The following is a 12,550-nucleotide window of genomic DNA, read 5'->3' on the forward strand; positions in this document are numbered from 1 at the left end:
TCTGCCCCGATGCGATGGCGGGGCAAGTTCCACCCCGCCACCCCGAAGGCCGCGACGAGGGTGAGGTCGGAGAGCAGTTCCAGCGTCGTCGCGACGCGGTGGGGTTCGTCCGGGTCGCGCTCGACCATCGGACGCAGCCCACACAGCGTTCCCCCGGCTCCGTTCACCATCCCATCCTGACAGATGAACCACCCCCCGTTTCACGACTGGAGCACCATGCGCTAAGTTTGGGGACACCCTGTTCCAGAGAGGTAAGCCATGCCTAAGGTTGACTCGTCCGTCCGCTCCGCCCTGTCCCCCACGGGCAAACGGGCCACCCGCGGCGTCGGACTGCTCCGGATCGGCTCCGCCGCCTTCACCGCAGCCTGCCTCGTCATGCTCGGTCGCCACTGGGGTGGTGGCGGGGAGACGCCACTCCCGCTCCCCTGGCTCATCGTGTGCATCGCGGGGGCCGGGCTCCTGGCCTTCGCGGAGATCCTCCTCGGCGGCCGGGCCGCCCGACGTGAGGAGCGACGGATCCGCGCGGACCTGCTCAGCGCGCACCTCCACAACCGGGTCAGGCCACTTCGAACCCCACCCGAGGCCGAGACGCCCCGGCCCCGCGCCGCCTTCCTGAGACCTTGGCGCGGCCGAGGCCACTCCGGCCAGCCCATCGCCACCCCGGCGACACCCGCCCAACTCGTCGCCCTCATGACGGACAACACCGAACGCATGACGGAATACCGGCAGGTCTACCTCGGCTCGACCCTGGCCGCCCTCGCCATCCCCTTCCTCACCCTCATCTACGTCACCGTGGCCCTGGACACCGCCGTCGGCCTCGGCATCCTCACCGCGGTCCCGTTCGTCCCCCTGGCGATCGGCGGCTTCCTGCGACTCTTCCGCAAGGTGTCCGCGGCATCCCGCAAGGAACGGGGGAGGCTGGCCGTCCACTACCTCGACGCGCTGCGCAACCTCATCCCGATCCGCCTCTTCGGCGCCGGCCCACGCATCGAGGAGCGGCTGCGCACCCAGGGCGAGACCAACCGTCGCGCCATCATGCGGCTGCTCGCGGGGAACCAGGTGGTCATCATCGTGCTCGACGGGGTGTTCTCGCTGATCCTCATCTGCTGGTCGGTGCACCTCATCGGTGGTCGCCTCGCCAGCGGTGACCTGCTCGCCGGGGACGCCCTCGCCATCGCCCTCCTGCTGACCCTCCTCCTCGAACCCCTGACCCAGGTTGCCGGGTTCTTCTACATCGGGATGGGCGGCATGGCGTCGCAACGCACCATCAACCGCCAGCTGTCCCTCACCCCCGCGGAACATCACCCGAGCCTCACCACCCCGCGGCCGACCGAGGCGGCCATCAGCGTCCAGGGCGTCCACCACGACCACGGCCGTGGCCCTGTCCTGACGGGCCTCGACCTGGAGGTCGCGCCGGGCGCGAAGGTCGCCATCATGGGCCCCTCCGGCGTCGGCAAGTCGACGCTGCTGTCCCTGCTGTCCGGCACCCGACCCCTCCAGCAGGGCGCCATCGTCCTCGGCGGACACTCCATCGGCACCCTGCCCCCCGAGGAGACCGCGAAGCTCACGGCCACCGTCGCCCAGACGACCTGGCTCTTCAGCGGCACCGTCGCCGACAACCTCCGCCTCGCCCGCCCCGACGCCAGCGACGCCGAACTGTGGGAGGTGCTCCGTCGCGCCCACGTCGCCGACGAGGTGGCTCGGATGCCACGAGGCCTCGACTCGGACGTCGGCGAACGCGGGCAGCTCATCTCCGGGGGTCAGGCCCAGCGCATCTCGCTGGCCCGCGCCCTCCTGTCCGGACGACGCATCCTGCTCCTCGACGAACCGACGAGCCAGGTCGACGTCGCCTCGGAGGCCGAGATCATCCGAGCCCTCGACGAGATCGGCCCCGAGTGGACGGTCCTCGTCGTCACCCACCGCCCCTCCCTGCTCCGCATCGTCGACGAGGCCTACGAGCTGGTCGACGGCACGCTTCGCACCCTGGAGGTCGCCCGATGAGAACCCCCGCGCTCCCCGAACTGATTCGCTGGCTGACCGGTATCACCCGCCCGGTCCACGCCCCCCTGGCCGTGTCCTCGGTGTTCCGCATCCTCAACCTCGGCCTCGACCTGGTCCTGTTCGGCCTGGCCGGCTGGGCAGTCGCGGCCTTCGCGACGGGGACTCCGGCCTGGGGCATCGTGGCGTGGATCGTCGTGGTGGCGTTGGCCAAGGCGGGCGCCTACTACGCCGAGCAGTTCACCGGTCACTACGTCGCGTTCAAGGCCCTGGAACTGCTGCGCGGACACGCCTTCGCGACGCTGTGGCCCAAGGCTCCCGCCGTGGTGCTGCGGAACCGCTCCGGCGACCTGCTCCCGACCCTCACCCGTGACGTCGACCGGATCGAGGTGGTCTACGCGCACACCTTCGCCCCCGTCGTCTCCGCGTTCGTGGTTCCGCCGGCGGCGCTGGTGGTGACGGGTCTCGTGGCCGGTTGGGACCTCGTGGCGATCCCGGCCGCCTGTGTCGGGGTGGCGCTCCTCGTGGTCCCGTTCGTCGGGTTGCGGAGCTCCCTCCGTTCCACCGCGAAGGGGCTGGCCCTCCGCGGCGACCTGGCGGCCCACGCAACGGATTCCGTGTTCGGCAGCGACGCGGTGCTGTCCTTCGGCCTCGCGCCGCAGCGGCAGCGGGAGATGGACGAGCTGGGCGAGCGGATCGGCCGCGCCGCCGTGCCGCCCCTGGCCTTCAAGGGCATGCGGCGCGCCGCGAACCTCATGCTCACCCTGGTCACCGTCGCCTCGGTCATCGTCGTGGGCACCGGCGCGGGCCATGACCCGCTGCTGGTCGCCGCGCTGGCCGCTGCGGGGCTGCGCCTCTTCGAGGGGCCACGTGGCGTGGAGGACGCGGTGGGTTACCTCGACCACTCGTTCAGTGCCGCCCGTCGACTGTGGCAGCTGTGCCACGCGCCCCAGGTCGTCCGCGACGGCGACCGCGACCTCGACGTCGACCACGCGCCCACGATCGAGTGGCGTGACGTCCATTACGCCTACCCCGAGAGCAACCCGGACAACCCCGCCCTGAACGGGGTGAGCATCACCGCGGCGGCGGGGCGGCGGACGGTGTTCGTCGGCCGGTCGGGCTCGGGCAAGTCGACGGCGGTGCAACTGCTGCTGCGCTACGACGACCCGACCGCCGGTGAGATCCTCATCGACGGGGTCCCGGTCACCGAGTACACCCTCGACTCACTGCGTCGCGCGGTGGTGCTGGTGTCCCAGCGCGCCCAGGTGATCGACTCGACCATCGCGGACAACCTGCGTCTCGGCGCCCCCGATGCGTCGGAGGAGCAGCTGTGGCAGGCCCTCGAGACCGCAGAACTCGCGACGGAGGTGATGGCGATGCCGCAGGGACTCGCCACCCGCACCGGGCGCGACGGCTCCGAGCTGTCCGGCGGTCAGCTGCAGCGGCTGGGCCTGGCCAGGGCCCTCCTCGTCGATCCGAGGGTCCTGGTCCTCGACGAGTTCACCGCCAACCTCGACGCGGCGCTGGAATCCCGCATCCGGGAGAATCTGGAGCGGGACCACCCGGGCCTGACGGTCATCGAGGTGACGCATCGGCTGGAACATCTCGGCACCGCCGACCAGGTGCTGGAGTTCGACCGGGGCCGGCTCGTCACGTCCCGAGCAGAGCAAGTGGGATGACGCCTTTCTGACGCATCGAAACCACCCTTACTGTACATCTGCACTGTCCTGGACTGTACATCTGCACTGGGGTCACGGGGTGGCGAAGCGCAGGACCTCCATGCCCTCATCGTCGACCAGGGCCGTCCGGTCCCCCAGCACGACGGCCCGGTACCGTCGACCGTCCTCGGCCAGGAAGCTCACCGACCGTCGCGGCTCCCCCTCGAAGGGGAACTGCGGATCGCGTTCCTGGATGCCGGAGAGTTCCAATCCCGCGGCGGCGCAGGCCGCCTGCACCACGGCGACGTACCGTCTCGTCACGCGGTGGGGGCGGGTTGGCAGGGCCCCGGCCTCGGCGCGGAGCTCCGCCAGCTCGGCCTCGGGCACGATGGCGAGGTCCGGATGCCCCGCCAGGAAGGCCTCGATGAGGTCGAGGACATCGAACAGGTCACCCTCCAGCTCGGACGACCACAGCCCCCTCAGGTCCCGATCCAGGGCGCCGGGGAGCACCTCCCACTCCAGCAGCAGGTCCCTCTCCTCCGGATCCGCGTCGATCCGGGCCACGACCTCCCGGAACACCGCTTGGTGTTCCACTGCCCCGACCCGGCCCAGGGTCCGCTCCACCGCTGCCACCGCGTCGGGGTCCCACCCGGAGTTCCAGATGTGGCCCAGCAGCCCTCCCCTCATGGACAAACCGATGAAGGCGTCCAACTCGCAGGCCCCCACGGCGTCCGGATGGAGAGCGGCGGAGTCGATGACGCCACCGTCGCGACAGCTCAGGAACTCACGCACCGCGAGGGTGTTCGCAGAGTTGAGCGCCCAGTCATTGCCGGATTCGCGCTCCTTCGCCACCGTCTCCGCCGCGAGCCAGATGCGCTCCCCGATCCTCATGCCTGATCTCCTTCCTCGGCACAATGGTGCCGTGCGATCCCCCGTCAGCCACCACCGCATCAAGGGCGGCCGATTCATCGTCGCCGCCTCCCCGAAGCTCCTCGACGGCGAACTGACACGGACCTCGATCCTGCGGTCACGCTCCTGGCAGGTACCGAGTTGTCTGGTCGGGGCGCTGCTGACGCTGTGCTTCACACTCATGGCAGCGTGGACGACCCCGACCTCCCTGAACCTCACCTGCGCACGCCGGGCGGCTCACGAACCGGTCAACTGCGTGTTCACCACGACAAGCCTTTCCCAACGAGACGAGATTTCCCTCGAGGATGTCCGCAGCATCAGGAAGTCCAGGATCGGTTCCGGCCGCGGGTCCTACAACAGCTGCTCCCTCTCGACCTGGCCGAGGAGCCTCAACGGGCACACATGGGCGTGCCGCGCCATGGATCCCACTCCCTTCGCGCAGCTGATCGACGACCCTCTCCTCGTCGACGACGTGACCCATTCGGACAACTACCAGCTCGATTGGTGGGCTGTGGCGGCGTTCGCCATCACCACCCTGGTTTGTGCGTGGCTGGGCATTGGACGACGGGAGGACCTGAGATGGGAGATCGACCCGCCGCGAGGGCTTGTCAAGGTCACCCACGGCAGCCTGCTTGGCGTCGACACCGAGACGGTGCGGACCCCCGGCGTGCCCCAGCTGGAGCGCCGGGAGAAGGGCAACCTGATTCACGTCGCCGTCGCGGGCACCCAGCGACGCATGGCCCACGGCCTCGTCCGGACGACGGACGCCAGTCCTCACACCCTCGAGGCGTACCGCAGGTTCACGGACTCGCTCGTCAGTGGGCAGTGACCTCCTCGCGGCGACCTCCTGGCAGGTCACAATGTTCCCATGACCGCCACCCCGTCCTACCACCGCATCAAGGGCGGCCGTTTCATCGTCGCCGCCTCCCCGAAGCTCCTCGACGGCGAACTGAAACAGACCTCGATCCTGCGGTCGGTGTCCGCCATCACCTCGGTATACCTCGTCGGGGGGCTGGTGGCGCTCATGCTGGCGGTGGGCGTGCTCTGGCTGGACCCCGCCATGCACCTGTCGTGCGCCCGCGCGGCCGCGAATGAACCGATCAACTGCGTCCTCACCACGACCGGCCTGTCCGGACACCGACAGAGCCTGATCGAGGACGTGAGGAGCGCGAGCCGAACCCCGGAGAAAGGACATGAGTCCCCTGGCGACTGGTGCCATCTCTCCACCGGACCTGACCTGGCGCAGGCGTACCGCTGGGACGACTGCGTCATGGATGTCGCCATCCTCAACCTCATGATCGCGGATCCCGACTCCCTCGAGACGGTCACCCACGAGCAACGCTTCCGCAGCAGCTGGCTCTTCGCGGCTGGCTGCCTCATCATCGCCGCCGGGTGCGCATGGCTGGCACTTCGACACCGAGAGGACCTCCGTTGGGAGATCGACCCCACACAGGGCCGCGTCAAGGTGTTCCGAGGGGGCCTGGGCGGAGTGGACAGCACCATCGTCGCGGCCACCAACCTGTCCGCACTCCAGCTCCACACGCGTGGGGACGACTGGGTGCTCGCCATCCCCGGCCTGCCCCTCGCCCTCCCCATGGCCAAGGTCGATGGGCAGCAGATCATCGAGGCATACGACCGATTCCGGACCTCACTCCTCGGGGACGGCTGAGACGTCGACACTGCCGATCTCGTTGTCGTCGGTGTCGTACACGACGGCCCGGTCCCCGAGGTCGATCATCCAGTGGTGTCCGTCATCGGTGAGGAAGTGCCAGCCGATCACCTGCTGGCCGTCGTAGGTGGCCGTCGGATCCCCTGCAGTGATGGTCTCCAGCTCCCAGCCCCGGTCCGCACAGATCGCGTCGATGACGCGGGCGAAGCGCGGCTTGTTGGCCTCGGCCTGTTCGGCACGCTCCGCCAGCCGCTGCTCCAGGTCCGGGATGGTGGCGATGATGCCGTCGAGCCGCTCCTCGAGGTCGCGTCGACGCACCACCTCGAGGTTCGGCAGCCCCCTGAGGAAGGCCGAGTTGAGGGTCTCCAGCTTCTCCTCCTCGTTCAGCTCGAAGAACTCGTCGGTGAGTGCGTCGAAGGCCGTGACCCGGTCGTCGCCGAACACGCCGTCGTCCCAGATCGCGGCCCGCTCCTCGTCGGAAAGGGAGTCCATGACCTGCTGGACCCGGGCGAACAGCTCCGCGTGCCGGGTGGCGCCCATCAACTCCAGCCCCTTTGCCACGTGCCCGATGACGAACGGGTCCCAGCCGCTGTTGTGGACGAACTGGTCGATGCCGCCGTTGCTGACCTGGACCTCGTAGAAGTCGACGTGGTAGGAGCCGAGCGCCTCGTCGCAGAGCTCGTCCCCATTGGCCCCCTCGTCGAAGAGGTAGTTCACCACGGTGACGTTCGACATGATGATGTCGTAGGCGCGGTCGCTCCGGTGCGACTTGCGGGAGACGATGACGTGATCGAGCAGCATGGGTTTCCTTTCGTCGAGATCATGCTTCCACCTCTTCTGGACCCTGACAAGGGGGGTCACTGCGTTCCAGAACGCCCTCCGACGCCTCGTCGCCCGATAGGCTGGCAGGAGCCGGCCGGGAAGGGGGACGATGTACGTTCGTCGCACCGTGGACACACTGTTGGACGCTCTCCTGCCCCGAACCCCCGCGATCGCCCTCGACGGCGCCAGGGGTGTGGGGAGGACGGCAACCGCCCTGCAACGCGCGAACCGGGTGCTGCCGTTGGAGCGCCCGGATCAGCGCGCCCTCGTCGGGACCCACCCTGCGGCCCTCCTCCAACCGGGAACGACCCTGATCGACGAGTGGTCCAGGATGCCGGAGGTCTGGGACCTCACCCACAGGGAGGTGAACAACGGCGCTCCGCCCGGCAGCTTCATCCTCACCGGCTCCGCCGCCCCAACCGTCGGCAGCGTCCTGTCCCTGCGGATGCGCCCCATGGCGCTCCACGAACGCGGCCCCTTCACCACCTCCGTCTCCCTCAGCCAGTTGTTGGGGCAGGAGCGTCCCTGCTCCTCAACGATCGAGGGAGACACCTCCTGTTCCCCGGACGACTACCTGGATGCAATCGAGTCGAGCGGGTTCCCCGGGTTCATGGGGCTCGACAACGAGTCCCGCAGGGAGCAGCTGGCCACCTACATCCAAGAGGTGATCGATCGGGATCTTCCGGGCCTCGGATACACGGCGCGACGAACCGAGGCTCTTCGCCGTTGGCTCACCGCCTACGCCGCCGCCACCTCAACCACGACGAGCTACTCCAACCTCCTCGGCGCGGCCACCGGAGACAGTCGGCAGCCCAACCGCGACACCGTCTCCGTGTACCGGAACCACCTCACCCGGCTCCGCCTGCTGGATCCCGTTCCCGGCTGGAGTCCCACCCACATCACCTTCGCCCGGTTGCAGCGGGCACCCAAACACCACCTGGTCGATCCCGCTTTGGCCGCGTCGCTGCTCGGGGCCACGGCCGCCTCGATGCGCACCCCACGGCACTCGCACCTCGCCGGTCCCCTGTTCGAGGCCCTCGCCACCCTCTCCGTGAGGGTCGCCGCGGAAGCCGCCCGCGCCGAGGTGCTGCATCTGCGCACCCGCAACGGCGACCACGACGTCGATCTCGTCGTCGAGAGGCCGGACGGTCGACTCGTCGCGATGAAGGTCCAGCTGTCCGACACGGTCTCCGACTGGGATGTCCGACACCTGCTGTGGCTGCGGTCCAACCTGCCCGAGCAGGTCTCGGACCTCGTGGTGCTCACGACGGGGGGCACGGCCCGCCGCCGCAGCGACGGCGTCGCGGTCGTGCCGTTGGCGTTGCTCGGCCCCTGAGCAGTAAGAGGGTGCGCAGGTCGTTGCGGATTCATTCCTCGACCCGCCGTCCCACGTCGTAGGCTGAGATCAACCCACGACCTCAGGAGAACCATGCGACGCAGCATCCTGTTGACTCTTGCCCTGTTCCTCGGGTGCGCCACCCCGCTGGCCCACGCCGACGAACCCGTCCGCGTCACCGTGCTCGCCACGACCGACGTGCACGGCCACGTCCTCAACTGGGACTACTTCCGCGACGCCCCGTTCAAGGACCGCGGCGGCCACCAGATCGGCATGGCCCAGGCGGCGACCGCCATCAACCGGATCCGGGCCGAACGCGGCGCCGACAGCGTCGTCGTCGTCGACAACGGCGACGCGATCCAGGGGACCCCGCTGACCACGTACTACGCGAAGCAGGCCCCCATCACGACGACCGGGGCCACCCATCCGATGGCGGCGGCCTTCAACGCCGTCGACTACGACGCCACCAACGTCGGCAACCACGAGTTCAACTACGGGCTCGACCTCCTCCGCACCTACGAGAAGCAACTCGATGCGCCACTGCTGGCCGCGAACGTCGTGAGGGTCGCCGACGGCTCGGGCGCGTTCACCCCGTTCCACCTGGAGAAGCGCACGATCAAGGGCCAGGAGGTCACCATCGGCATCCTGGGCCTCACCACGCCCGGGTCGATGGTCTGGGACAAGGCACACCTCGACGGGGTGCTGCGGATCGACGACATGGTCGCCTCGGCCAGGACCTGGGTGCCGAAGGTGCGCGAGGCGGGCGCCGACATCGTCGTCGTGCTGAGCCACGCGGGCGTTGGCGTCTCCAGCTACTCGGGGGATCTGCCGCCGGAGAACCCGGCCGACGAGATCGCCCGTCAGGTCCCGGGCATCGACGCCATCGTCGTCGGCCACACCCACAAGGACGTCCCCGAGCAGTGGGAGACCAACGTCACCACCGGCAAGAAGGTGCTGCTGTCGCAGCCCAGGTTCTGGGCGTCCAGCGTCGCCGACATCACCTTCGACCTGACCCGCAACGGCGATGCCTGGGAGGTCACCACGAACGGCGCGACCGCCCACTACATGAAGGACTTCGCCCCGGATCCGGCCGTGACCGCAGCCGTTCAGGGGCCGCACGATGTCACCGTCGCCTACGTGAACACAAAGGTCGCATCGTCGAAGGAGGAACTGCCCGCCACCGAGTCGCGCTACCGGGACACCCCGATCATCGACTACATCCAGATGGTGCAGACCGCGACGGTGAAGAAGGCGCTCGCCGGTGGCCAGTACGCGAACCTGCCGGTGCTGAGCCTGGCTGCCCCGTTCAGCCGCACCGCCGTCTTCCCGAAGGGCGATGTGACGATCCGCGACATGGCGGGCCTCTACATCTACGACAACACCCTGCAGGCGAGGCTCCTGACCGGCGCCCAGGTCCGTGACTACCTGGAGTACTCGGCGAAGTACTTCGCCGAGGTCCCGCCGGGCGGCACCTTCGATCCCGAGACGATGACAGGCGTCGAGCGCAACGGCGAGACGGTGCGTGACTACAACTACGACATCATCTCGGGCCTGCGTTACGAGATCGACCTGGCCAAGCCGCTGGGGCAGCGGATCGTGACGCTGCAGCACCCGGACGGGACCCCCGTCAAGGACGACGAGCAGTTCGTCGTGGCCATCAACAACTACCGGGCCAGCGGCGGCGGGATCTTCCCGCACGTGGCCACGGCCCCGGTGGTCTACGACGACCTGCTGGAGATTCGGCAGGAGCTCATCGATTGGGCCACGGCACGCGGTGTCATCGATCAGTCGGACTTCTTCGTCCGCAACTGGCGGCTGGTGATCGACGGCAAGCCCGTGTTCGAGGGGGACGTGTGGGACATGCCCACTCCCCCGGCGCCGAGCCCGGCTCCGACGACGCCCGCGCCCAGCCCGTCGAAGCCGCAGCCGCCGCACCCGAAGCCGGGGCTGCCGAGGACCGGGATCAGCGTTGTCGAGGGGCTCGACGGGCGGGCAGGTCATCCTCGATGACATGAGCACCCCGGGCCCTGTCGGCCCGGGGAACGCAGCAGAACACTCAGCGAAACGACGGGATGAGTGACAGCGAAACGACAAGATAGGTGCCAGCGAAACGACAAGATGAGTGCCAGCGAAACGACGAGATGGGTAGACTGGTGCGATGCCACGGCTGATTGCGCGCGCCATCCAACCTTGGGCTGAGGAACTGCTCGGATTCACACCGGTCCTCGTCATCGAGGGAGCCAGACAGACCGGCAAGTCGACCTTGGCCCGGATGCTCCGCCCCCAAGCCGTTGTGGTCAACCTCGACGACATCCGCACCTTGGAGTACGCCCGCAATGACCCCGTCGGGTTCGTGTCCCAGGCCGGGGAGGGCACCCTCATCATCGATGAGTTCCAACGGCTTCCTGCGTTGTCCCTGGCCATCAAGGCGAGCATCGACGCTGATCGTCGTCCGGGTCGCTTCGTCCTCACCGGATCGTCGGACTTCGCACGAGTGCGCGGCGACAAGGATTCGTTGGCCGGGCGGGCTCTGTCGGTCACCGTCTGCCCACTGACCCAGTCCGAGATCCGAGGTACTGCGACAGAAGGCACCTTCGTGGACCGATTGGTGGCGGCCACCCATCCCCATGACCTCACCGCGAGCACCCCCATGAGCCACGGCGACCTGGCAGCCATGATCACGGCGGGAGGGTTCCCGGCAGTCCACGACGTCGCCCCACGAGTTCGGGACGAGTGGTACCACGGGTACATCGAACGATTGGTTCGGGTCGACGCCTTGGCGGATGGCGCCCGTCTCAACCCTGACAGAATGCTGGCACTGCTCCGCCTGATCGCTGCCCAGCAGTCAAGCGAGCTGGTGAAGGCGAAACTGGCCCAGGAAGCAGGCCTCGCCGCCTCTTCGACAGGCGCCTACCTGGACATGCTGAACCGCTTGTTCCTCACTCTTCACGTGGCACCCTGGACCCCCAACCTGACCAAGCGGGAGACCGGAAGGGCCAAGGTTTCCGTCGTGGACTCCGGGTTGACGAGCTGGCTGTGCAGCGCATCGGCAGCGTCCCTCACCAGAATCCCTCACGGCATGCAGCTCCTCGGCGCCCTGACGGAGGGATTCGTCGCTGGCGAGTTGCACGCCCAGTCCGGGTGGAGTCAGACCCGGTATCGCATGTTCCACTACCGCGACCGGAACGGCAAGGAAGTGGATTTCATCCTGGAGGCCGACGATTCACAGCTCCTCGCCATCGAGGTCAAGGCGAGCCGCACCGTCACGGGCTCCCACGTCTCCGGGCTGCGGTTCCTCCGAGAGCAACTGGGGCCTCGACTGACCAGAGCTGTGGTACTCGCCCCCATCGACCGGCCCCTCAGCTTCGGCGACGACATCTGGGCCCTGCCACTGTCGACCTTGTGGGAGGGATCATGACGACCCGGCCACGCGCCCTTCTGATGGATCTGGACGGAACGCTGATGGATCATGCGGGCGCGAGCGCCCATGCGATCCTCGCCGTGCTGGCCGACCGTGATCTGTCACCCACCGAGGACTCGGTGGCCCTGTGGCGCGCCTTGGAGGCAGAGCACTTCCAGCGGTATCTCGACGGCGAGTTGACCTTCGAGGAGCAACGTGTGGCCCGTATCACTGCCTTCCTGGCGGCCCACGGGGCAGTCGCTCTTTCCCGCGCGGATTCGCTGTCCTGGTTCGAAGGCTACCTCGCACGCTACGAATCCTCGTGGCGCCCCTTCGACGACGTCCGCCCCTTCTTGGATGCCGTCGCAGCTCTTCCGGCCCCTCCCTTGGTCGCGGTCGTGACCAACGGGCACCAGATGCAACAGCAGGCGAAGCTCACTGCCATCGGGCTGGGGTCGATGACGATGTATGCCTCCTCGACGATGGGCGTCCGCAAACCTGATCCTCACCTCTTCCTGCAGGTCTGCGATGATCTCGGCGTCGCCCCGGAACAGGCCTGGTTCATCGGGGACGATCTCGAGACCGACGCAGTCGGCTCAGAAAGCGCTGGTTTGCATGGCATCTGGCTGAACCGAGCCGCGACCACGAACCGACGCGGTCGCCCCTCCCGAGCCGCCAGCCTGACCGACATCGCCACCTGGCTTCAGACAACCACTGCCCACCACGAGCCGTCGCGATGACTTCCCCACCGAGACAGC

11 protein-coding genes are annotated in these 12,550 nt (G+C 68.4%); 9 read left to right on the forward strand and 2 right to left on the reverse strand.

What is annotated here, in order from left to right; all coding sequences use genetic code 11:
- The first annotated feature begins 9 nt into the window (after nt 1-9).
- The 3 genes from EII35_RS16445 to EII35_RS05025 all read left to right on the forward strand — a co-directional run bounded on the left by EII35_RS16445 (nt 10) and on the right by EII35_RS05025 (nt 3,677).
- The gene (locus EII35_RS16445) at nt 10-180 is read left to right on the forward strand and encodes a hypothetical protein (protein ID WP_260465015.1); all 171 of its coding nucleotides are present in this window, start codon (nt 10-12) and stop codon (nt 178-180) included.
- A gap of 78 nt (nt 181-258) precedes the next feature.
- Nucleotides 259-2,001: an ATP-binding cassette domain-containing protein gene (locus EII35_RS05020; RefSeq protein ID WP_125227373.1), complete on the forward strand. Its 1,743-nt coding sequence runs from the start codon at nt 259-261 to the stop codon at nt 1,999-2,001.
- 23 nt (nt 2,002-2,024) lie between these two features.
- The gene (locus EII35_RS05025; RefSeq protein WP_125227413.1) at nt 2,025-3,677 is read left to right on the forward strand and encodes an amino acid ABC transporter ATP-binding/permease protein; all 1,653 of its coding nucleotides are present in this window, start codon (nt 2,025-2,027) and stop codon (nt 3,675-3,677) included.
- 72 nt (nt 3,678-3,749) lie between these two features.
- Here EII35_RS05025 and EII35_RS05030 read toward each other — a convergent pair whose 3' ends face one another.
- The gene (locus tag EII35_RS05030) at nt 3,750-4,547 is read right to left on the reverse strand and encodes a DMP19 family protein (RefSeq protein ID WP_125227374.1); all 798 of its coding nucleotides are present in this window, start codon (nt 4,545-4,547) and stop codon (nt 3,750-3,752) included.
- A gap of 31 nt (nt 4,548-4,578) precedes the next feature.
- Here EII35_RS05030 and EII35_RS05035 point away from each other — a divergent pair, with 31 nt between their 5' ends.
- Nucleotides 4,579-5,394, forward strand: coding sequence for a hypothetical protein (locus tag EII35_RS05035; protein WP_125227375.1), 816 nt, complete (start codon nt 4,579-4,581; stop codon nt 5,392-5,394).
- A 39-nt stretch (nt 5,395-5,433) separates the two neighbouring features.
- Nucleotides 5,434-6,234 carry a hypothetical protein gene (locus tag EII35_RS05040; protein WP_125227376.1) on the forward strand — a complete coding sequence of 267 codons (801 nt, stop codon included), beginning with the start codon at nt 5,434-5,436 and terminating at the stop codon, nt 6,232-6,234.
- Here EII35_RS05040 and EII35_RS05045 read toward each other — a convergent pair.
- The gene (locus EII35_RS05045) at nt 6,214-7,035 is read right to left on the reverse strand and encodes a DMP19 family protein (RefSeq protein ID WP_125227377.1); all 822 of its coding nucleotides are present in this window, start codon (nt 7,033-7,035) and stop codon (nt 6,214-6,216) included. The genes EII35_RS05040 and EII35_RS05045 overlap by 21 nt on opposite strands.
- A gap of 130 nt (nt 7,036-7,165) precedes the next feature.
- On the opposite strand from EII35_RS05045, the gene EII35_RS05050 reads away from it, so the two are divergent.
- The 4 genes from EII35_RS05050 (at nt 7,166) to EII35_RS05065 (ending at nt 12,532) form a co-directional block, all read left to right on the forward strand.
- Nucleotides 7,166-8,392, forward strand: coding sequence for an ATP-binding protein (locus EII35_RS05050; protein ID WP_125227378.1), 1,227 nt, complete (start codon nt 7,166-7,168; stop codon nt 8,390-8,392).
- Between the two features lie 93 nt (nt 8,393-8,485).
- Complete coding sequence (locus EII35_RS05055; protein ID WP_125227379.1) at nt 8,486-10,402, forward strand: bifunctional metallophosphatase/5'-nucleotidase; 1,917 nt, start codon at nt 8,486-8,488, stop codon at nt 10,400-10,402.
- 148 nt (nt 10,403-10,550) lie between these two features.
- Nucleotides 10,551-11,810 carry an ATP-binding protein gene (locus EII35_RS05060; RefSeq protein ID WP_125227380.1) on the forward strand — a complete coding sequence of 420 codons (1,260 nt, stop codon included), beginning with the start codon at nt 10,551-10,553 and terminating at the stop codon, nt 11,808-11,810.
- A complete protein-coding gene (locus tag EII35_RS05065) occupies nt 11,807-12,532 on the forward strand; it encodes an HAD family hydrolase (protein WP_125227381.1) in 726 nt (241 codons plus the stop codon). The genes EII35_RS05060 and EII35_RS05065 overlap by 4 nt, the downstream gene beginning before the upstream one ends.
- Nucleotides 12,533-12,550: the final 18 nt, after the last annotated feature.

The sequence above is a fragment of the Arachnia propionica genome (genome assembly GCF_003932785.1).
GTDB lineage: Bacteria > Actinomycetota > Actinomycetes > Propionibacteriales > Propionibacteriaceae > Arachnia > Arachnia propionica_B.